Below are 18,809 nucleotides of genomic sequence, written 5' to 3'. Positions count from 1 at the left end.
GAAATTGGCTCTGTTGCGGATCAGATTGGCCCCTAGAGTGGCACCCATGGCACGAATTGGCAATCTCCGGTACCGGCCGGCCCGGCGGCTCGTCCAGCTCTACGCCGGGCTCGCCCTCTACGGGATCAGCATGGCGCTGATGATCCGGTCCGGCCTGGGGCTCGACCCGTGGGACGTGTTCCACCAGGGGCTCGCCCGGCAGACCCACCTCTCCTTCGGCACGGTCACCATCGCGGTCGGCGCCGTGGTGCTGCTGCTCTGGATCCCGCTGCGGCAGCGCCCCGGCCTCGGCACGGTCAGCAACGTCGTGGTGATCGGGCTGGTCGTCGACGCCACCCTGGCCGTGCTGCCGCCCGGCGACGGCCTGCCGCTGCGCGCCACCCTGCTGGTCGTCGGGATCGTCGCCAACGGCGCCGCTACCGGCCTCTACCTGGGCGCCGGTCTCGGCCCCGGCCCGCGCGACGGCCTCATGACCGGCTTCACGGCCCGCCGGCCCCGCTACTCCATCCGGCTGGTCCGGACCGTCATCGAGGTGACCGTGCTGGCCCTGGGCTGGCTGCTCGGCGGCACCGTGGGCCTCGGCACCGTGGCGTACGCGCTGGCCATCGGGCCGCTCGCCCAGCTGTTCATCCCGATCTTCGCGGTGCCGCTGCCGCCGGCCGACGAGCCTGCCGCGGATCCGGCGCTGCCCCGCACGCCGCGCCCGGCCGGCGAGGCCGTCTGACCCGACCCTCGGTCACGCAGCGTCACCGCCACCGCGCCGACCGCCACCCGGTGGGACGGCCCGGACGTCGCTGAGCTGCGGTGACGTCCGAGAACGAAACCGGGTGTTTTCTCCGCCGTCGCGGCCGGGCATCATTCCTGCATGGGGGAGAACGGTTGGCGTTGGAGCGACGCCTGGATCTTCGTCTCACTGGTCATCGCGAGCGGCGCCGGTCGGCACCGCCGGGCCGCCGCCACCCGGCGCCCGGAGGGCGTGCGCCTCGCCGACGTGCTCTCCACCGCCGACCACCTCAACCAGGCCATCCCCGAACGGCACGAGGTGGAGGGCGCGGTGCGCCGGCTCGTGAGCGCCGGGCTGGTCAGCGTCACCGACGGCTGGTTCCGGGTGACCCCGGACGGCGAGCGGCTCTGGCGCAGCCGGCCGAGCGCCGGGCTGGGCACCACCGTGGACACCGTGCAGGGCGTGCTGAGCCGCGGCCCCGCCCCGGACGAGTCCGACTGGGAACTGGGCGAGGACGACCACGCGGCGGCGGTGCAGGAGTATGTCGTCCGCTCGATCCCCATGCCGCGCCGCTCCCCCGAGGGCCACCCCGGCCGGTCCTGACCTCCGGCGGACCGGGGCGGGCGGCTCAGCGGACCGGGTGCCCGGCGCCGTGCAGGGCGTCCTTGACCTCCGCGACGGTCAGCTCGCCGAAGTGGAAGACGCTGGCCGCGAGCACCGCGTCGGCGCCCGCGCCGATCGCCGGCGGGAAGTGGGCCACCTGGCCGGCCCCGCCACTGGCGATCACCGGCACGTCGACGACCGCGCGGACGGCCTCGATCAGCGGCAGGTCGAAGCCGGTCTTGGTGCCGTCGGCGTCCATCGAGTTGAGCAGGATCTCCCCGGCGCCCAGCTCGGCGCCGCGCGCCGCCCACTCGACCGCGTCGAGGCCGGTGCCCCGGCGCCCGCCGTGGGTGGTCACCTCGAAGCCGCTGGGGGTGGTGCCGGCCGGCGCCCGCCGTACGTCGAGGGAGAGCACCAGCACCTGACGGCCGAACCGGTCAGCGATCTCGGCGATCAGCTCGGGGCGGGCGATGGCCGCGGTGTTCACCCCGACCTTGTCCGCGCCGGCGCGCAGCAGGGTGTCGACGTCGGCGACCTGGCGGACGCCCCCGCCCACGGTGAGCGGGATGAAGACCGACTCGGCGGTGCGCCGCACCACGTCGAGCATCGTGCCCCGGTCGCTGCTGGAGGCGGTGACGTCGAGGAAGGTCAGCTCGTCGGCGCCGGCCCGGTCGTACGCGGCCGCCAGCTCGACCGGGTCGCCGGCGTCGCGCAGGTCGAGGAAGTTGACGCCCTTGACCACCCGCCCGGCGTCCACGTCCAGACACGGGATCACCCGTACCGCCACCGTCATGCCGCGAGCCTATCCAACGGGTGGGCCCCGGCGGCCGGCCCGACCGGGCCGGCCGCCGGGAACGAGGCCCGGGTCACACCCGGACGAGCATCTTGCCGAGGTTCTCGCCGCGCAGCAGGCCGAGGAAGGCCTCCGGGGCGTTCTCGATGCCGTCGACCACGGTCTCGTCGTAGGAGATCCGGCCGTCCCGCAGCCAGCCGGCCATCTCCTGGACGAACTGCTCGCGCAGGTGCCCGTGATCACCGACCAGGAAACCGCGCAGGGTGAGCCGCTTGCCGATGAGCAGCGCCAGGTTGCGCGGGGCGGCGGGCGGCTCGGTGGCGTTGTACTGCGCGATCATGCCGCAGACGGCGGCCCGGCCGTGCAGGTTCATGGCGCCGATGGCGGCCTCCAGGTGCTCGCCGCCGACGTTGTCGAAGTAGACGTCGACACCGGCCGGGGCGGCGGCCCGAAGCAGGTCGCGGACCGGGCCGTCGTGGTAGTCGAAGGCGGCGTCGAAGCCGAGGGCCCGCAGCCGCTCGACCTTGGCCGGCGAACCGGCGCTGCCGATCACCCGGGCGGCACCGCGCAGCTTGGCGATCTGCCCGACCATGCTGCCGACCGCGCCGGCCGCGCCGGAGACGAAGACCGTCTCGCCGGGCTTCATGGCCGCCACGTCGAGCAGCCCGGCGTACGCGGTCAGCCCGGTCATGCCGAGCACGCCCAGGTAGGCGGTGACCGGGGCCAGGTCGGGGTCGACCTTCCGCGCGCCCTTGGCCTCGACCAGCGCGTACTCCCGCCAACCCAGGCCGTGCAGCACGGCGTCGCCGGGCGCGAAGCCCTCGGCCTCGCTCGCCACCACCTCGCCGACCGCGCCGCCGTCGAGCGGGGCGTCGAGCGCGAACGGCGGCACGTACGACTTGATGTCGTTCATCCGCCCGCGCATGTACGGGTCGACCGACATGAACCGGTTGCGGACCAGGAGCTGGCCCGGACCCGGGGTCGGCACCTCGGTGGTGACCAGCCGGAAGTTGTCGGCGGTCGGCCAGCCCTGCGGACGGGATGCGAGGTGGATCTCCCGGTTGGCCGTCATCGGGCGTCCCGGACGGTCAGGATGACCTCGATGTTGCCCCGGGTCGCGTTGGAGTAGGGGCAGACCTGGTGGGCCGCCTCGACCAGCTGCTGCGCGGCGGACCGCTCGACGGCCGGCAGGTCGACCACCAGGGTGACCGCGAGGCCGTAGCCGCCGCTGCCGTTCGGGCCGATGCCCACCTCGGCCTCGACGACCGAGTTCGCGACGTCCGCCCGGGCCTTGCGGGCGACCACGCGTAGCGCCGAGTGGAAGCAGGCCGCGTAGCCGGCCGCGAAGAGCTGCTCCGGGTTGGTCGCGCCGCCGGCGCCGCCCATCTCCTTCGGGACGGCCAGGTCCAGGTCGAGGCCGCCGTCGGAGGTGCGGACGTGGCCGTCCCGGCCGTCACCGGTGGCCTGCGCGGACGCGGTGTAGAGCACCTGCATGGTGGTCACTGCTCCTTCTGTCGGTGGATCGTCTCGGTGACCCGGGTCAGGGTGTCGCGCAGGGCGACCAGCTCGGCCTCGGTGAGGCCGGTGGCCAGGGCCACCCGCCGCGGCACCTCGTCCATCCGCTCCCGCAGGGCCCGGCCCGGCGCGGTGAGGCTCACCTCGACCCGGCGCTCGTCGGCCGCCGAGCGGGTGCGCACCACCAGGCCGGCCGCCTCCAGCCGCTTGAGCAGCGGGGAGAGCGTGCCGGAGTCGAGCCGGAGGCGCGCGCCGAGCTCGGAGACGGTGGGGGCGTCCTCACCGCGCTCCCAGAGCACCAGCAGCACGAGGTACTGCGGGTAGGTGAGGCCGTGCTCGTCGAGGATGGGCCGGTAGACGTCGGTGAGGGCGCGCGACGCCGCGTAGAGGGCGAAGCACACCTGCCGGCGCAGCACCAGATCATCGGTCACCGGAAAACCGTAGCGCCCAATTAAGTTGTGCACAACCAATCTGGGCGCGCGGTGGCCGCCGCCACACCGGGACGGCCGTCAGCGGTCGCCGAGCCAGGCCTCCAGCTCCACCTCGACCAGATGGTCCGGGTCGATGAGCCCGGCCACCACCACCATGGTGGCCACCGGCCGGACCGCGCCGAACACGGCGTTGTGCGCCCGGCCCACCTCGTCGGCGTACACCCGGTCGGTCACGTACATCCGGGTACGCACCACGTCGGCCGGGCCGGCCCCGACCTCGGCGAGCGCGTCCAGGCCGATCCGGATCGCCTGGGCGGTCTGCGCGGCGGCGTCGCCCACGTGAGCCACCCGGCCGTCCACCGTGGAGGTGCAGCCGGCCGTGATCGCCGACCGCCCGGCCCGGACCACCCGGCTGTAGCCGTAGAGCGCCTCCCACGGGCCGCCCGACCCGAGCCGGGTGACGGCGGCGTCATCCGGCGACGCCGGCTCCGCGCGGGAACCGTCGCCCGCGACCGCCGTCACGCCCCGGCCCGCAGGGTGGCGAGCGCCTCGGCGACGGTGAACGCCCCGGCGTAGAGGGCCTTGCCGGCGATCACGCCCTCCACACCCACCGACTCCAGCGAGGACAGCGCCCGCAGGTCGTCCAGGGTGGACACGCCGCCGGAGGCGATCACCGGAGCGTCGGTGCGGGCGCACACCTCGCGCAGCAGGTCCAGGTTCGGCCCGCGCATGGTGCCGTCCTTGGTGATGTCGGTGACCACGTAGCGGGCCGCACCGGCCTTGTCCAGCCGGGCCAGCACCTCGTAGAGGTCACCGCCGTCGCGGGTCCAGCCGCGCGCCGAGAGCGTACGGCCGCGCACGTCCAGCCCGATGGCCACCCGGTCGCCGTACTCACCACAGACCCGGTCGCACCACTCCGGGTCCTCCAGCGCCGCCGTGCCGATGTTGACCCGGGCCGCGCCGGTGCCCAGGGCGGCCTCCAGCGACTCGTCGTCCCGGATGCCGCCGGAGAGCTCGACCTTCACGTCGAGCTGGCGGACCACCTCGGCGAGCAGGTGCGCGTTGGTGCCCCGGCCGAACGCGGCGTCCAGGTCGACCAGGTGGATCCACTCCGCCCCGTCGGACTGCCAGGCGAGGGCGGCCTCCAGCGGATCCCCGTACGCGGTCTCGCTGCCGGCGGCGCCCTGGACCAGCCGGACGGCCTGGCCGTCGGCGACGTCCACGGCGGGCAACAGGGTGAGGCTCAAGAGTCTTCTCCTCGCATCTTCAACGGCGGTCCAGGGCGATCACCACGACCGCCGGCAGGACCAGCAGCAACAACACGACCAACGCCAGCCGCAGCGCCAGGTCGTCGACGAAACTCCAGATGCCGGCCACCGCCGCGCCGGTGAGCAGCACGATCGCGGCCCGCTCGCCGCGGCTGTGCCGGCGCAGCCGGCCGGTGCGGCCCCGCCGCACCGCGGGCGTCAACCGGCGTACGACGGCACGCCGCCGCTCCCGGCGCGCCACCCGGCGGGCGCGCGCGGCGCGTTCCCGCTCCAGCTCGGCCTGGCGCGCCTCCCGCCGCCGGGCCCGCTCCTTACTCAAGTGTGCCGAGCCAGTTGCGCAGCAGGGCGGCACCGGTGTCGGCCGACTTCTCCGGGTGAAACTGGGCCGCCGACAGGGCGCCCAGCTCGACCCCGGCGACGAAGTCCGCGCCGTGGTGGGCGGTGGTGACGGCGGCACCGGCGGCGGCCAGCGCGGCCGGTGCGGTCACCCCGTAGGAGTGGACGAAGTAGAACCGGGCGTCGGCCGGCAGGCCGGCGAAGAGCACCGAACCGGCCGGGGCCTGCACGGTGTTCCAGCCCATGTGCGGCAGCCGCGGCGCGGGGAGTTTCGTCACCCCGCCGGGCAGCAGCCCGAGCCCCTTGGTGACCACGCCGTGCTCGTCGCCGTGCTCGAACAGCACCTGCATGCCGACGCAGATGCCGAGCACCGGACGGCCGGCGGCGACCCGGTCGGCGATGACCGGACCGGCGCCCAGCGCCTCGATCCCCGCCATGCACGCGGCGAACGCGCCGACGCCCGGCACCACGAGGCCGTCGGCCTCGGCGGCGGCGGTCAGGTCGGCCGTGACGGTCACGTCGGCCCCGACCCGCGCCAGGGCGCGCTCGGCCGACCGCAGGTTGCCCGAGCCGTAGTCGAGCACCACGACACGCCGGCCCATCACGCCTCCCCGGGAAGCAGCCAGAGCAGCCCGCCGGCGGTGGCCAGCACGGCCAGCAGCCCGGTGATGACCACCGCGCCGCGGGCCGCGCCCTGCTTGTGCAGCGACCAGGTGCCGCCCACCAGCACCCCGGCCAGGATCAGCAGCAACGTCGCCAGTGCCCGCATCAGAACCGTCCTTCATTCGCGACTGCGGTACTCCGCTGCGCTGCGTTCCTCGCGCTCATCAGAGCGCACCCTTCGTGCTGGGAATCGCGCCCCCCGCGCGCGGGTCGATCGAGGTGGCCTCGCGCAGAGCCCGGGAGACCGCCTTGAACTGGGCCTCGACCACGTGGTGGGCGTCCGGGTGGCCGCCGGGCCGGGCCGCGCGCAGCACGTCCACGTGCAGCGTGACCCGGGCGGCCTGGCCGAACGACTCCCAGATGTGCCGGGTCATGCTGGTCGGGTAGACCGGACCGATGTACGGCGCGAGCACCGGCTCGTCGTGCACCACGTACGGCCGGCCGGAGAGGTCGACGGCGGCCCGGACCAGCACCTCGTCCATGGGGACGGTGGCCGAGCCGTACCGCCGGATGCCGGCCTTGTCCCCCAGCGCCTGGTCGAACGCGGCGCCCAGGGCGAGCGCCGTGTCCTCCATGGTGTGGTGGGCGTCGATCTCCAGGTCGCCGACGGTGTGGACGGTCAGGTCGAAACCGCCGTGCCGGGCGATCTGGTGGAGCATGTGGTCGTAGAAGCCGACGCCGGTCTCGATGTCGGCCTTGCCGGTGCCGTCGAGGTCGATCTCGACGAGGACCTTGGTCTCCTTGGTGATCCGCTCCACCCGGGCGGTCCGGCTCATGACAACTTCTCCATTGCAGACAGAAATGCGTCGGTCTCGGCGGGGGTGCCGGCGGTGACCCGCAGCCAGCCGGGCAGGCCGACATCGCGGACCAGCACACCGGCGTCGAGCAGGGCGCGCCAGGGGCCCGCCTGGTCGCCGCCCACCTCGAAGAGCACGAAATTGGCGTCGCTGTCGGCCACCCGGTGGCCGCGGGCGCGCAGGTCGGCGACGATGCGGTCGCGCTGCTCCATGATCGCGGTGACCGTGCCGAGCAGAGCGTCGCGGTGGGCCAGCGCCGCGCGGGCGGCGGCCTGGGTGAGAGCCGAGAGGTGGTACGGCAGCCGGACCAGCTGCACCGCCTGCACCACGGCCGGGTCGGCGGCCAGGTAGCCGAGCCGGCCACCCGCGAAGCCGAACGCCTTGCTCATGGTGCGGGTGACCACCAGCCGGGGGTGCTTCGGCAGCACGGCGAGCGCGCTGACCGTGCCGGGCCGGGCGAACTCGGCGTACGCCTCGTCCACGATCACCATGCCCGGCGCCTCGGCCAGCACACCCTCGACCACGGCCGGGTCGAGCGCCGTGCCGGTCGGGTTGTTCGGCGAGCAGAGGAAGACCACGTCGGGCCGGTGCGCCCGGACCTGCGCGACCGCGTCGGTCACGGTCAGCCCGAAGTCCGCGTCGCGGGCGGCCGGAATCCAGCCGGTGCCGGTGCCGAGCGCCAGCAGCGGGTGCATCGAGTACGCCGGGGTGAAGCCGAGCGCGGTGCGCCCGGGGCCGCCGAACGCCTGGAGCAGCTGCTGCTGGATCTCGTTGGAGCCGTTGGCCGCCCACACGTGGTCGACGGTGAGCCCGTGGCCCAGGTAGTCCGCGAGGTCGGCGCGGAGCGCCAGCGCGTCGCGGTCCGGGTAGCGGTTGAGGTCGCGCAGCTCGGCCGCGACGGCCTTGCCGATCGCCTCGACCACCGGCTCGGGCACCGGGTAGGAGTTCTCGTTGGTGTTCAGCCGCACCGGCACGTCGAGCTGCGGTGCGCCGTAGGGCGTCAGGCCGCGCAGGTCGTCGCGGATCGGCAGGTCGTCGAGGGTGGTCACGAGGTCTCCCCCGGGAAGCGCGCGCTGACCGCCTGGCCGTGCGCGGGCAGGTCCTCGACGCCGGCCAGGGTGACCACGTGCGGGGCCACCTCGCGCAGCGCCTCCTGCGTGTATTCCACGAGGTGGATGCCGCGCAGGAAGGACTGCACCGACAGGCCGGAGGAGTGCCGGGCGCAGCCGCCGGTGGGCAGCACGTGGTTGGAACCGGCGCAGTAGTCGCCGAGCGACACCGGCGACCAGGCGCCCACGAAGACCGCGCCGGCGTTGCGCACCCGCAGCGCCCACTCGCGGGCGTCCACGGTCTGGATCTCCAGGTGCTCCGCCGCGTACGCGTCGACCACCCGCAACCCCGCCGCCAGGTCGTCGACGAGCACCACACCGCTCTGCTCGCCACGCAGCGCGGTGCCGATCCGCTCGGCGTGCTTGGCGGCCGGCACCTGCCGGGCCAGCTCGGCGTCGACCGCGTCGGCGAGCGCCGTCGACGGGGTGACCAGCACGCTGGCCGCGAGGGGGTCGTGCTCGGCCTGGCTGATCAGGTCGGCCGCGACGTGCGCCGGGTCGGCGGTGTCGTCGGCCAGGATGGCGATCTCGGTGGGGCCGGCCTCGGCGTCGATGCCGACCACGCCGCGCAGCAGGCGCTTGGCGGCGGTCACCCAGATGTTGCCCGGGCCGGTGATCATGTCGACCGGCTCGCAGCGCTCGGCGCCCGCCGGGTCGACGGCCGCGCCGTAGGCCAGCATGGCCACCGCCTGGGCGCCGCCGACCGCGTAGACCTCGTCGACGCCCAGCAGGGCGCACGCGGCGAGCACGCGCTGGTCCGGCAGGCCGCCGTTGTCCTTCTGCGGCGGGCTGACCACCACCAGCGAGCGGACGCCGGCCGCCTGTGCGGGGACCACGTTCATCACCACCGTCGACGGGTACATGGCCAGGCCGCCGGGGACGTAGAGCCCGACCCGGTCGACCGGCACCCAGCGCTCGGTCACCGTGCCGCCCGGCACCACCTGGGTGGTGTGGTCGGCGCGGCGCTGGTCGGCGTGCACCTTGCGGGCCCGGGTGATCGACTCCAGCAGCGCGGCGCGGACCTGCGGGTCGAGGGTGTCCTCGGCCGCGCGGATCACCTCGACCGGCACCCGCAGGCGCTCCGGGGACACGCCGTCGAACCGCTCGCTCGCCTCGCGGATCGCCGGGTACCCATGCTCCCGGACCGCCTCCACGAGCGGGCGGATCCGCTCGACGGCCACGGACACGTCGAGTTGGGCACGGGGCAGCAGGCGGCGCGGGTCACGGGCCCCGCCGCGCAGGTCGATCCGGTTCAACACCCTTGCGAGTCTAGGCGGCCGGCCGGCGCCCCGACCGGAGCCGCCCGTCAGCCGGGACGGTGAGCCGGGACACGCCGCCGGGACGAGATCGGGATACGCTCGATCACGTGACCGCACGGCTGCCGGTTTTCCCGCTCGGGACGGTCCTCTTCCCGGGGCTGGTCCTCCCGCTGCACATCTTCGAGGAGCGTTACCGGGCGCTGGTGCGCCACCTGGTCGGGCTGCCCGAGGGCGCGGCCCGCGAGTTCGGGGTGGTGGCGATCCAGGCCGGCTGGGAGGTCGCGCCGGCCGGGCCGCCCGGCCGCTCGGCCCCCGCCGGCGGTGAGGTCACGCTGCACGAGGTGGGCTGCACCGCCGAGCTGCGGCAGGTCACCGAGCTGCCCGACGGCGGGTTCGACATCGTCACGGTGGGGCGGCGGCGGTTCCGCATCGCCGAGGTCGACGACGCCGCCGCGCCCTACCTGACCGCCGAGGTCGAGTGGCTGCCCGAGCCGACCGGCACCGACGAGGTGGCCGACCTGCTGGCCGCCCGGGTGATCTCGGTCTTCCGGCAGTATCTGGGCCTGGTCCGGCCGGACCCGCAGGAGATCTCCGAGCAGCTGCCGGAGGATCCGACCGTGCTGTCGCACCTGGTCGCCGCGACCGCGGCGCTGACCGTCGACGACCGGCAGCGGCTGCTCGCCATCGACGACACCGCGGGCCGGCTCCGGGCCGAGCTGCGGCTGCTCAACCGGGAGACCACCCTGCTGCGCCAGGTCCGGGCGGTCCCGGTGCCGCTCAGCGAGCTGGCTGGTCCCCCGGCGCCGAACTGATCCCCGGCCCGCCGGGCGCCCAGCCGCCGTCCCACTCCGGCTCCGGCCGCAGCGACGGCCACCGCGACCAGCCCGCCAGCAGGGTGTACGTCACGGCCACGCCGAACGCCGCCAGCAGCAGGTTGCCGTGCGGCACCGGCAGCGGCCCGTACCAGTCGATACCGCCGGCGCGCAGGTCGGCGGGCTTGGTGAAGTCGGTCCCGGGCGGCGCGGTGTCCAGCAGCCGCTGGTAGGTGCCGAGCCCGATCCGGCGGCCGACCTGCCAGGCGACGACCGCCGCGCCGAGCCCGCCGAGCGTCCCGGCGACCAGGCCGGCCGGCCCGCGCCGCCGGCGCAGCACCACCCAGAGGGTGATCGCGGCAAGCACGCCGAAGCCGAGCCCGAGCAGGCTGAACCAGCCGTCCGCGGCGATCGGCTGCTCCGGCTGCGGGGTGGCGTAGACCGCGCCCTCGTCGGTCATCTGCACGGGCGTGCCGGGCGCCACCAGCGCCCAGAGCAGGCCGAGGGGTGCCCCGAGCACGGTCAGCAGCACCGCCACGCCGAGGGCGGTCGCGGCGGCCCGCCCGCCGGCCCGCCGGGTGGCGGACGGCGCGCCGGGCACGGCGCCGACGACGCCCGGGTAGCCGGCGAGCGGGTCCGCGCCGGGCGCGGTGACGGGGGTGCCGGCGGGCACCGGCAGGCCGCCGGGCCAGCCGGGCGCCTCCCCCGCGACCGGGGGCCGGACGGGGCCTTCTCCGGCGACCGGGGACCGTTCGGGCGCCTCCCCCGCGATCGGCGACCGGTCGGGGGCCGTCTCCTCGGCGAGGGAGCGGTCCGGCGTCGCTCCGTCGCCCGGTGACCCGCCGGGCGGGGTGGCTTCGGTGGGCCGGTCGGGGCGCGGGGAGCTGCCCGCACCGGCAGGCGGGCGGGCGGCGTCGCCGGGCGCGCCGGGACCGCCGGCGGCCCGCTCGGGATCAGGGGTGTCCGGACTCACCCGGTGATCCTCTCAGGCGACGGGGTGGTGCGGGGCGGCGGTGGCGGTCAGCGGCCGAACGGCTCCAGCATCACCGCGGCGGCCTTGAGCCAGCCCTGCCGGGTCTCCGCCTGGAGCTGGTGGTATTCGATCGAGGAGCCGGTCTCCAGCGCCGGGTCGTAGGGCACCACGGCCACCGCCCGGGTCCGGGTGGCGAAGTGCCGCTCCAGGTCGTCCTGGAGGGTGGTGCGGCCGGGCGTGGGGCAGGAGATGAGGGTGACGGCGTTGTCGGCCAGCTCGCCCATGCCCTCCTCGTGCAGCAGGTCGAGCATCCAGTCCGCGCTGAACGCGGCGTCCTCGCGGGGCACCGTGGTCACCACGAGCTGGTCGGCGGCCTGCATGACGGTGCGCCAGTTGGGGCTCTCCACGTTGTTGCCGGTGTCCACGCAGACGACGTCGTGGGTGCGGCGCAGCAGCTCCAGCACCCGCTTCACGGTGAACTGGTCCAGCCGCTGGGCGAAGCGCGGGCTCTCCTCGCCGGCCAGCACGTCGTACGAGCCGTCGGAGGCGTGCCGCAGGTAGTCGTCGAGGTGCTCCAGCAGGGTGGCGCCCTCCAGGATCTCGATCTGGGCGAGGTCGTGGATCAGGTGCCGGATGGTCCGGGCGTGCCGCGCGCTGCCGGCCCGCAGGCCGAGGGTCCCACGCAGCTCGTTGTCGTCCCAGGCGAGCACCCCGCGGCCGCGGACGCTGCCCACGGTGGCCGCGGCGAGCACGGTGGCGGTGGTCTTGTGCACCCCGCCCTTGGGGTTGGCGAAGGCGAGTACGCGCGGCCCGCCCAGCTCGCGGCGGAGCACTCCGGCCGCCCGCTCCAGGTCGGTCTCCGGTTCCGGCGCGCGCCACTGCACCCGGGCGGGCTCGACGCGGGCCGGGTGGTTCTCGGTCTGCGCCGGGTAGCCGGTGGCGGGCGGGGCCGGCTCGGCGACGGAGTGGTTCTCCGGCCGGTAGCGGCCCCGGTCCAGCAGCGCGTAGCGGGACTCCACCGGCGCCGGTTCGGGTTGGTAGCCGCCATCGAGCAGCGCGTACCGGGACTCGACCGAGGCGGTGCCCCGGCCGCGCGCGGCCGGCTCGGGGTAGCTCGGCTCCGGCGGGTGGGCCGGCTCGGCCCGCCAGGACGGTTCGGCGCGCGGCTCCGGCTCGGCGCGCCAGGACGGTTCGGCGCGGGGCTCCGGCTCGGCGCGGTAGGCGGGCTCCGCCCGGTACGCCGGCTCGCCGCCGTAGCGCGGGTCGGCCCGGTAGGCCGGCTCCACCCGGTAGGTCGCCTCGGCGCGGTAGGCCGGTTCGGCGCCGAACGAACCGTCGACGGGGCGGACGACGGCCTGCGCCCGGCCCGTCCAGCCGGTGCCGGCACCGCGCCGGGGCAGCGGCTCCGGTGGCGGCGGGGGCTCCTCGGCGTGGTGGTCGGCGTCGGGGTGCTCCGTGCCGCGACCGCCGAGCCGGGCCCGGTCGAGCAGCGCCCGCCACCGTGGTGCCGGCTCAGACTGCCGACCCCAGCCGGTTTCGCTGCCGTCCAAGGCCTCGCCCCTCCCCCAGCCCATCGATCTCCGCCTGACAGGCTACGAACGAAACCCTATTCGGACCACACCCCGGTTCGCACATCCCCCGGTACCCCTCCTCGGCGCCGGGCCGGGTGCGGTGCCGCCCACCTGCACATCTCAGGAGGTGGGAGCGGGATTGGGCGGTCCAGCCCCCGAGGCGGGCCGGCCGCGGGCCGGTGAGGATCCGGTCACCGTCGGTGCGGATTCCGACGAATCGACCATACCGGGGCTCGGCGCGAGGCCCGTGTCGGCGGGCGGGCGGGCCACGTCCCGCTGCTCGGGCAGCGGCGGGGTGAAGACCGTACGGTCCAGCCGGGTCACCTCCGGGGCGGGGTCGACCGCCCGGACACCGGAACGGGCGGCCAGCGCCCGCAGGGCGTCCGGGGCGTCCCGGACCACGGCCGCGTAGACGCAGGCGCACGCCGTCCGGTAGCCGGCCGCCTCGCGCGCCGCCACGTCGGCCCCGGTGTCGTACACCCGGCGCAGTTCGGGATCGGCGGTGGCCGCCGGGGCGGCGGCGCGGGCCCGGTAGTCGGCGGCCTCCCGGTCCTTGCGCACGGCCACCTCGGTCATCCCGCCGACCACGTCGTCCGGGACGCGCAGCGCGGCGATGCGGACGATCTCGGTCTGCCGCCCGGGCACCGGCACCCGGGCCAGCACGGCAGAGACCGGGGCCCCGCCCAGCGTGGTGGCCACCTGCGCCGGCGTCAGGTAGGCGGCGAACGAGACCAGGGCGTAGCTGCCGGGCGCCGGGGCGTCGAGCCGGGCGAGTTCGTCGCCGGCGGCACGCAGGTAGGCCGGGACCGAGGCGCCGTCGGCCACGCCGACCCGGGTCACCTCGCCCACCGTGCGGTCCCCCACCGGCTGGTCGCGCCGCTGGGCGACGACGGCCACCAGCGCCACCAACGCGCAGGCCAGGGCGAGCCAGGTGAGCGCGGCGGAGCGCGACCGGCGCGGCGGCTCGGTGTCGGTGCTCATGGCGGGTCAGTCGCGGAGGATCTCCAGCGCCCGGGCGAGATCGTCCGGGTAGTCGCTGACGAAGGTGACCTCGTCGCCCGTGCGCGGGTGCGCGAAGCTCAGCGAGCGGGCGTGCAGCCACTGGCGGCTCAGCCCGAGCCGGGCGGACAGGGTCGGATCGGCGCCGTAGGTGAGGTCGCCCACGCAGGGGTGCCGCAGCGTCGAGAAGTGCACCCGGATCTGGTGGGTACGCCCGGTCTCCAGCCGCACGTCGAGCAGGCTGGCCGAGGGGAACGCCTCGAGCGTGTCGTAGTGGGTGATGCTCGGCTTGCCGCCGGAGACCACCGCCCAGCGGTAGTCGTGGTGCGGGTGCCGGTCGATCGGCGCGTCGATGGTGCCGCGCAGCGGGTCCGGATGGCCCTGCACCACGGCGTGGTAGCGCTTCTCCACCTCGCGGTACTTGAACGCCCGCTTCAACGCGGTGTACGCCTGCTCGCTCTTGGCCACCACCATGATCCCGGTGGTGCCCACGTCGAGCCGGTGCACCACGCCCTGCCGCTCGGCGGCGCCGCTCGTGGAGATCCGGTGGCCGATGCCGGCGAGCCCGCCGATCACGGTCGGGCCGGTCCAGCCGGGGCTGGGGTGGGCGGCCACACCGACCGGCTTGTCCACCACCACGATGTCGTCGTCGGCGTGCACCACGGTGAGGCCGGGCACGGCCTGCGGCACCACGGTCAGCGGGGCGGCCGGCGCGGGCAGCGTGACCTCCAGCCAGGAGCCCGCCTTGACCTTGTGCGAGTTGGGCCGGACCGCGCCGTCGACCAGCGCGTCCCCGGCGTCGACCAGCGCCGCCGCGGCGGTGCGGGACAGCCCGAAGAGCCGGGAGACGGCCTGGTCCAGCCGCATGCCGTCGAGCCCGTCCGGGACGGGCAGGGAGCGATGGTCGCCGCCGGCGGCGAAGGCGGAGGTCACGCGCGCTCCCGCTGCGCGGCGGGGGTCTCGTCGCTCGACCGCTCGCCGGTGGCCCGGGAGCCGTCCCGCTGCCGGCCGGTCAGCTCCAGGAACACGGCCAGCAGCACGCCGCAGACCAGCGAGCTGTCGGCCAGGTTGAACACCGGCCAGACCTGCCCGTACGGGTCGAAGAGGCTGACCATGTCGACCACGTGGCCGACGAAGTGCCCGGGGGCCCGGAAGATCCGGTCGGTGAGGTTGCCCAGCGCCCCGCCCAGCACCAGCCCGAGCGACACGGCCCAGGGCAGCGACCGCAGCCGCAGCGTCATCCAGGCGATCCAGGCGATCACGCCGATGGTGATCAGCGGGAAGACCCAGGTGTGGTCGGAGCCGATGCTCCACGCGGCGCCGCTGTTGCGGGTCAGGCTGAGGTAGACGGCGCCGCCGAGCAGCGACACCGGCCCCCGCCCGGTCAGCTCGGAGAGCGCGAGCTGCTTGGTGACCAGGTCGGCGACGAGCGAGGCCAGGGCCACGCCGAGCAGCAGGCCGGCCGCCTTGCGGCGGGGCGTGCCGGTGCCCGACTCGGCGGTGCCGGACCCGGCGGGCGGTGCTGCGGTCATCTGCTCCCCATCGACGCTCGCGACGGTGGCGGTCACCGTCTGCCGTTCGGCCGCCGGGGAACGGACGTCAGCGCCGCTCCTCCAGCTGCTTGCAGCTCACGCAGAGGGTGGCCGACGGGAAGGCGGCGAGCCGCTCCACCGGGATCGGGTTGCCGCACCGCTCACACCAGCCGTAGCCACCCTCGTCGAGCCGCTCCAGCGCGCGCTCGACCTGCGTGATCCGTTCCTTGATGCTGTTGGCGAGTGAGATCTCCTGCTCGCGCTCGAACGTCTTGGTGCCCGTGTCGGCCTGGTCGTCCCCGGCCGAGTCGGTCAGCCGGTCGCGCTGCAGCTCGGTGATCTCGCTCAGCGTCTGATCGTACTCGGCGTTGAGCTCGTCCCGCCGTGCCGCCAGGGCGGCCCGGATCTTCTCGGTCTCCGCGGCGCTGCGGGTGGCCTTCGCCACCGGCTTGCGGCCGGCGGTCCTGGTGTCGGCTGGCTTCGCCATCGTCAGCTCCCTCAGCCGCGTGCCGCGGCGGTCAACGTGCCTGGGCGGGGGTCGCCGGTGACGGCGTCCCCCCTGTACAGAACGGGCGCGCGGCAACGGGGCCGCGCACTCCGGAGGGTGGCAAGAATACGGAACGTACAGGCGTCCGACAACGTGCCGCACCGTCGCACCGCGTTTCAGCCCCGAACAGCCACCAATCGGGGCAAAGGGAACGCTAGCAGATCAGCCGGTCCGGTCCTCGCCGTACTCGCCAAACCACCGCGCCAGGCGGCCCCGGCGGCTCACCGCCCGCAGCCGCCGCTCCGCCTCGTCCCGCACCTCGGCGGTGGCCACGATGAGCAGGCTGTCCCCGACCTTCAGCCGGGTGTCCGGGCCGGGCACGAAGCCCACCCCGTCCCGCAGCACGAGCGTCACCGAGGCGCCCACCGGCAGCCGCAGCTCGTCCACGTGCACCCCGCCCAGCCGGGAGCCCGGCGGCACCTCCAGCTGGAGCAGGTCGGCCCGCATCCGCTCCAGCGGGGCCGTCTCCAGCAGGATCTCCGCGGCCTCGGCCGGCGCGGTCACCCTGAGCCGGCGGGCTGCCGGCGCCAGCGTCCCGGCCTGGAGCAGCGTGAAGATCACCACCAGGACGAAGACCGCGTCGAAGAGCCGGTCGGCGCCCGGCACCCGCAGCGAGAGCGGGATCGTGGCGAGCACGATCGGCACCGCGCCGCGAAGCCCGGCCCAGGAGAGGAACAGCTGCTCGCGCAGCCGGAACCGGAACGGCAGCGCGGAGACCGCCACCGACAGCGGCCGGGCGAGCAGCAGCAGGGCCAGCCCGGTGACCACCGCCGGCAGCACCGCCGCGCTCAGCCGGCCCGGTGAGACCAGCAGGCCGAGCAGCACGAACAGGCCGATCTGGGCCAGCCAGGCCAGCCCGTCGGCGAAGCCCAGGATGGCCTGGCGGTGCGGCAGCCGGGCGTTGCCGAGCAGCACGCCGGCCACGTAGACGGCGAGGAAGCCCGAGGCGTGCAGCACGGAGCCGGCCGCGTACGCCAGCACCGTGAAGCCGACCACCGCGATCGGGTAGAGGCCGGCCGACGGCAGGGCGGCCCGGCGCAGCGCGTACCGGCCGGTGATCCCGGCGACCACCCCGACCGCCGCGCCGACGCCCAGCTCGTAGCCGACCAGGAACACCTCGTACCACCACGGGTGGGCGGCCTCCACCCCGGCGCGGGACAGCAGCAGCACCAGGATGACGACCGGGGCGTCGTTGATCCCGGACTCGGCCTCCAGGGTGGCCACCAGCCGGGGCGGCAGGCGCAGCCGGCGCAGGGTGGCGAACACGGCCGCCGCGTCGGTGGAGGAGAGCACCGCGCCGTAGAGCAGCGCCAGCCGCCAGTCCAGGCCGAGCAGCAGGTGCACCACGACGCCGACGACCAGGATGCTGACCGCCACGCCGACCGTGGAGAGCGCGGCGGCCAGGCCGAGCACCGGCCGCAGGGTGCTCCACCGGGCGCTCAGCCCGCCCTCGGCGATGATCACGATGAGCGCGCAGAAGCCGAGCACCCGGGTCAGCTCGACGTCGTCGAAGCGGATGCCCAGGCCGGCCTCGCCGATGGCGACCCCGAGCGCCAGGTAGGCCAGGAGACTCGGCACGCCGAGCCGGGTGGAGAACCGCACCGCGCCCACCGCGACCAGCAGGACGGCAGCGCCGACCAGCAGCGCGACGTCGAGCCCGGGCGTCATCCGCGGCCGGTCCGGAGGGTCCTCACCCGGCCGATCCGTCGCGGAGCCGCCGGAGCACGTCGGGGACCCCGGGCGCCGGGTGCGCGACCAGGAAGAGCTTGTCCCGGCTGGCCGCGCCGGCCCGCAGGGACACCGCCGCCGGCCGGACGCCGAGCGCGTCGGCCAGGGCACGACGGGCCGCCTCGGTGGCCCGGCCGTCGACCGCGGGCGCGTTCACCGCGACGATCAGGGCCGGCCCGTGCGGCCCGTCGAAACGGCCGCCGACCCGGGCACGCGAGGCGCCGGGCTTCACGCGTACGGCGACGGTGAGCGTCTCGTCCATGGCCACCATGATCAGCGCGGCCGCGTCTCGGCGAGCAGCGTGGTGGCCGGTGCGCAGCGGCCGCACGGGGTGAAGCCCAGCCCGACCGCCTCGGCCACCGGCAGCGGCTCGTCGGCCCGGCCCACGAGTTGCGGGCAGCTGGGCAGGTGGAAGCGGGGGTGGCCGTCGACCACCCGGACCTCGCCGTCGAGCCGGACCAGCCGGGCGACCTCCCCGTCGGTGAGGAACTCGGCGGGCGGCTCACCCTCGAACGGGCCGTCCGGCGCGGGTGAGGTCGGCGCGGGTGACGTGGGCGCGGGCGAGGTAGGGGCAGGTGACGTGGGGGGCGGCGTGTCGAACGCCGCCTCGGCGCGGGACGGGCCGCGCGGAGCGGGCGGCGAGTAGGGCTCCCCCGCCGGGTAGGGCTCGGCCTGCGGGTAGGGCTCGGCCGGCGGGTAGACCTGCTCGGCCGGCGAATAGGGCCCGGCCGGCGAGTAGGGCTCGCCGGGCGGGTCGAACGTGGCGACCGGCGGGTCGGACGGTTCGGCCACCGGCGTCCCGGGTGGTTGCCGCCACCCGGGGTCACCGGTGCCGTCCGTCGACGCGTGGTACGGGACCGCGTTCTCCGGCCCGTCGTGGGACGGGCCGGTCGGCGCGGTCCGGCCGCGCGGCCCGGTCTCCCGGCCCGCGGCTGCCCGGGCGGCGGCCGCCTGGCGGGTGCCCGCCACGAGGGCGACGGCGGCCAGCAGGCTGGTCGCGATCGAGGTGATCAGCAGCGGGCTGGACCCACCGGCCAACCCGGCCACCAGGAGCACGACTGCGACGAGGATGAGCGGGATGCTGGCTGCTATCACGGCTCACCCCCGGCCGCGTCGTGTCGGTCTGTGCGGTCGGTGGCCGTCGCGGGG

Annotated in this window: 24 protein-coding genes; 3 read left to right on the top strand and 21 right to left on the bottom strand. The window is 75.6% G+C overall.

Annotated elements, in window-relative coordinates; translation table 11 throughout:
* The first annotated feature begins 46 nt into the window (after positions 1 to 46).
* Positions 47 to 724, top strand: a complete 678-nt coding sequence (locus tag ABZW14_RS04895) for a hypothetical protein (RefSeq protein ID WP_355339892.1) — start codon at positions 47 to 49, stop codon at positions 722 to 724.
* Positions 725 to 865: 141 nt separating this feature from the next.
* Positions 866 to 1,327 (top strand): hypothetical protein, encoded by a 462-nt coding sequence (locus tag ABZW14_RS04890; protein WP_355339889.1) that lies wholly within the window; start codon positions 866 to 868, stop codon positions 1,325 to 1,327.
* A 25-nt stretch (positions 1,328 to 1,352) separates the two neighbouring features.
* On the opposite strand, the gene hisF is transcribed toward ABZW14_RS04890, so the two are convergent.
* The 12 genes from hisF to hisD all read right to left on the bottom strand — a co-directional run bounded on the left by hisF (position 1,353) and on the right by hisD (position 9,498).
* Entirely contained in the window at positions 1,353 to 2,120 is a 768-nt protein-coding gene (gene hisF / locus ABZW14_RS04885; protein WP_355339886.1) for an imidazole glycerol phosphate synthase subunit HisF, read from the bottom strand.
* Between the two features lie 73 nt (positions 2,121 to 2,193).
* On the bottom strand, positions 2,194 to 3,192 hold the full coding sequence (locus ABZW14_RS04880; protein ID WP_355339883.1) for an NADP-dependent oxidoreductase: 999 nt from the start codon (positions 3,190 to 3,192) through the stop codon (positions 2,194 to 2,196).
* Positions 3,189 to 3,614 carry an organic hydroperoxide resistance protein gene (locus tag ABZW14_RS04875; RefSeq protein ID WP_355340192.1) on the bottom strand — a complete coding sequence of 142 codons (426 nt, stop codon included), beginning with the start codon at positions 3,612 to 3,614 and terminating at the stop codon, positions 3,189 to 3,191. The genes ABZW14_RS04880 and ABZW14_RS04875 overlap by 4 nt, the downstream gene beginning before the upstream one ends.
* Before the next feature lie 5 nt (positions 3,615 to 3,619).
* Positions 3,620 to 4,066 (bottom strand): MarR family transcriptional regulator, encoded by a 447-nt coding sequence (locus ABZW14_RS04870; RefSeq protein ID WP_355339880.1) that lies wholly within the window; start codon positions 4,064 to 4,066, stop codon positions 3,620 to 3,622.
* Between the two features lie 78 nt (positions 4,067 to 4,144).
* Positions 4,145 to 4,588 carry a Rid family hydrolase gene (locus ABZW14_RS04865; protein ID WP_355339877.1) on the bottom strand — a complete coding sequence of 148 codons (444 nt, stop codon included), beginning with the start codon at positions 4,586 to 4,588 and terminating at the stop codon, positions 4,145 to 4,147.
* Positions 4,585 to 5,313 (bottom strand): bifunctional 1-(5-phosphoribosyl)-5-((5-phosphoribosylamino)methylideneamino)imidazole-4-carboxamide isomerase/phosphoribosylanthranilate isomerase PriA, encoded by a 729-nt coding sequence (gene priA / locus ABZW14_RS04860; protein WP_355339874.1) that lies wholly within the window; start codon positions 5,311 to 5,313, stop codon positions 4,585 to 4,587. The genes ABZW14_RS04865 and priA overlap by 4 nt, the downstream gene beginning before the upstream one ends.
* A 19-nt stretch (positions 5,314 to 5,332) precedes the next feature.
* Positions 5,333 to 5,653, bottom strand: coding sequence for a hypothetical protein (locus ABZW14_RS04855; RefSeq protein WP_355339871.1), 321 nt, complete (start codon positions 5,651 to 5,653; stop codon positions 5,333 to 5,335).
* Positions 5,646 to 6,272 carry an imidazole glycerol phosphate synthase subunit HisH gene (gene hisH / locus ABZW14_RS04850; protein ID WP_355339868.1) on the bottom strand — a complete coding sequence of 209 codons (627 nt, stop codon included), beginning with the start codon at positions 6,270 to 6,272 and terminating at the stop codon, positions 5,646 to 5,648. Before hisH ends, ABZW14_RS04855 begins: the two co-directional genes overlap by 8 nt.
* Positions 6,272 to 6,439 (bottom strand): hypothetical protein, encoded by a 168-nt coding sequence (locus ABZW14_RS04845; protein ID WP_355339865.1) that lies wholly within the window; start codon positions 6,437 to 6,439, stop codon positions 6,272 to 6,274. Before ABZW14_RS04845 ends, hisH begins: the two co-directional genes overlap by 1 nt.
* A 58-nt stretch (positions 6,440 to 6,497) precedes the next feature.
* Positions 6,498 to 7,109, bottom strand: a complete 612-nt coding sequence (gene hisB, locus ABZW14_RS04840) for an imidazoleglycerol-phosphate dehydratase HisB (RefSeq protein WP_355339862.1) — start codon at positions 7,107 to 7,109, stop codon at positions 6,498 to 6,500.
* On the bottom strand, positions 7,106 to 8,179 hold the full coding sequence (locus ABZW14_RS04835) for a histidinol-phosphate transaminase (protein WP_355339859.1): 1,074 nt from the start codon (positions 8,177 to 8,179) through the stop codon (positions 7,106 to 7,108). Before ABZW14_RS04835 ends, hisB begins: the two co-directional genes overlap by 4 nt.
* Complete coding sequence (gene hisD / locus ABZW14_RS04830; protein ID WP_355339856.1) at positions 8,176 to 9,498, bottom strand: histidinol dehydrogenase; 1,323 nt, start codon at positions 9,496 to 9,498, stop codon at positions 8,176 to 8,178. Before hisD ends, ABZW14_RS04835 begins: the two co-directional genes overlap by 4 nt.
* Before the next feature lie 107 nt (positions 9,499 to 9,605).
* Here hisD and ABZW14_RS04825 point away from each other — a divergent pair, with 107 nt between their 5' ends.
* Positions 9,606 to 10,310, top strand: a complete 705-nt coding sequence (locus ABZW14_RS04825) for an LON peptidase substrate-binding domain-containing protein (RefSeq protein ID WP_355339853.1) — start codon at positions 9,606 to 9,608, stop codon at positions 10,308 to 10,310.
* Here the strand turns inward: ABZW14_RS04825 and ABZW14_RS04820 are convergent.
* The 9 genes from ABZW14_RS04820 to ABZW14_RS04780 form a co-directional block, all read right to left on the bottom strand.
* Positions 10,276 to 11,283: a DUF2567 domain-containing protein gene (locus ABZW14_RS04820; RefSeq protein ID WP_355339850.1), complete on the bottom strand. Its 1,008-nt coding sequence runs from the start codon at positions 11,281 to 11,283 to the stop codon at positions 10,276 to 10,278. The two genes, ABZW14_RS04825 and ABZW14_RS04820, sit on opposite strands and share 35 nt — an antisense overlap.
* A gap of 47 nt (positions 11,284 to 11,330) precedes the next feature.
* Positions 11,331 to 12,857 (bottom strand): AAA family ATPase, encoded by a 1,527-nt coding sequence (locus ABZW14_RS04815; protein WP_355339847.1) that lies wholly within the window; start codon positions 12,855 to 12,857, stop codon positions 11,331 to 11,333.
* A gap of 117 nt (positions 12,858 to 12,974) precedes the next feature.
* On the bottom strand, positions 12,975 to 13,835 hold the full coding sequence (locus tag ABZW14_RS04810) for a hypothetical protein (RefSeq protein WP_355339845.1): 861 nt from the start codon (positions 13,833 to 13,835) through the stop codon (positions 12,975 to 12,977).
* A gap of 6 nt (positions 13,836 to 13,841) precedes the next feature.
* Positions 13,842 to 14,786: an RluA family pseudouridine synthase gene (locus tag ABZW14_RS04805; RefSeq protein WP_355339842.1), complete on the bottom strand. Its 945-nt coding sequence runs from the start codon at positions 14,784 to 14,786 to the stop codon at positions 13,842 to 13,844.
* A complete protein-coding gene (gene lspA, locus ABZW14_RS04800) occupies positions 14,783 to 15,385 on the bottom strand; it encodes a signal peptidase II (protein ID WP_355339839.1) in 603 nt (200 codons plus the stop codon). Before lspA ends, ABZW14_RS04805 begins: the two co-directional genes overlap by 4 nt.
* A 67-nt stretch (positions 15,386 to 15,452) precedes the next feature.
* Positions 15,453 to 15,872, bottom strand: a complete 420-nt coding sequence (locus tag ABZW14_RS04795; RefSeq protein WP_091268039.1) for a TraR/DksA C4-type zinc finger protein — start codon at positions 15,870 to 15,872, stop codon at positions 15,453 to 15,455.
* A gap of 222 nt (positions 15,873 to 16,094) precedes the next feature.
* Positions 16,095 to 17,600: a potassium/proton antiporter gene (locus ABZW14_RS04790; protein WP_355339836.1), complete on the bottom strand. Its 1,506-nt coding sequence runs from the start codon at positions 17,598 to 17,600 to the stop codon at positions 16,095 to 16,097.
* A gap of 22 nt (positions 17,601 to 17,622) precedes the next feature.
* Positions 17,623 to 17,922, bottom strand: coding sequence for a DUF167 domain-containing protein (locus ABZW14_RS04785; protein ID WP_355339833.1), 300 nt, complete (start codon positions 17,920 to 17,922; stop codon positions 17,623 to 17,625).
* Between the two features lie 11 nt (positions 17,923 to 17,933).
* A complete protein-coding gene (locus ABZW14_RS04780) occupies positions 17,934 to 18,755 on the bottom strand; it encodes a hypothetical protein (RefSeq protein ID WP_355340210.1) in 822 nt (273 codons plus the stop codon).
* Positions 18,756 to 18,809: the final 54 nt, after the last annotated feature.

This window comes from Micromonospora sp. NPDC004551, assembly GCF_040609975.1.
Taxonomy (GTDB): domain Bacteria; phylum Actinomycetota; class Actinomycetes; order Mycobacteriales; family Micromonosporaceae; genus Micromonospora.
Note: the sequence above shows the minus strand (reverse complement) of the source record. Positions and strands in the feature narration are given on the sequence as shown.

Coding starts and splice junctions, on each gene's coding strand:
- ABZW14_RS04890 (WP_355339889.1), top strand. CDS start 866: ATGGGGGAGAACGGTTGGCGTTGGAGCGACGCCTGGATCTTCGTCTCA.
- hisF (WP_355339886.1), bottom strand. CDS start 2,120: ATGACGGTGGCGGTACGGGTGATCCCGTGTCTGGACGTGGACGCCGGG.
- ABZW14_RS04875 (WP_355340192.1), bottom strand. CDS start 3,614: ATGCAGGTGCTCTACACCGCGTCCGCGCAGGCCACCGGTGACGGCCGG.
- ABZW14_RS04895 (WP_355339892.1), top strand. CDS start 47: ATGGCACGAATTGGCAATCTCCGGTACCGGCCGGCCCGGCGGCTCGTC.
- ABZW14_RS04880 (WP_355339883.1), bottom strand. CDS start 3,192: ATGACGGCCAACCGGGAGATCCACCTCGCATCCCGTCCGCAGGGCTGG.
- ABZW14_RS04845 (WP_355339865.1), bottom strand. CDS start 6,439: ATGCGGGCACTGGCGACGTTGCTGCTGATCCTGGCCGGGGTGCTGGTG.
- hisB (WP_355339862.1), bottom strand. CDS start 7,109: ATGAGCCGGACCGCCCGGGTGGAGCGGATCACCAAGGAGACCAAGGTC.
- ABZW14_RS04795 (WP_091268039.1), bottom strand. CDS start 15,872: ATGGCGAAGCCAGCCGACACCAGGACCGCCGGCCGCAAGCCGGTGGCG.
- ABZW14_RS04815 (WP_355339847.1), bottom strand. CDS start 12,857: ATGGGCTGGGGGAGGGGCGAGGCCTTGGACGGCAGCGAAACCGGCTGG.
- lspA (WP_355339839.1), bottom strand. CDS start 15,385: ATGACCGCAGCACCGCCCGCCGGGTCCGGCACCGCCGAGTCGGGCACC.
- hisH (WP_355339868.1), bottom strand. CDS start 6,272: ATGGGCCGGCGTGTCGTGGTGCTCGACTACGGCTCGGGCAACCTGCGG.
- ABZW14_RS04785 (WP_355339833.1), bottom strand. CDS start 17,922: ATGGACGAGACGCTCACCGTCGCCGTACGCGTGAAGCCCGGCGCCTCG.
- ABZW14_RS04810 (WP_355339845.1), bottom strand. CDS start 13,835: ATGAGCACCGACACCGAGCCGCCGCGCCGGTCGCGCTCCGCCGCGCTC.
- ABZW14_RS04790 (WP_355339836.1), bottom strand. CDS start 17,600: ATGACGCCCGGGCTCGACGTCGCGCTGCTGGTCGGCGCTGCCGTCCTG.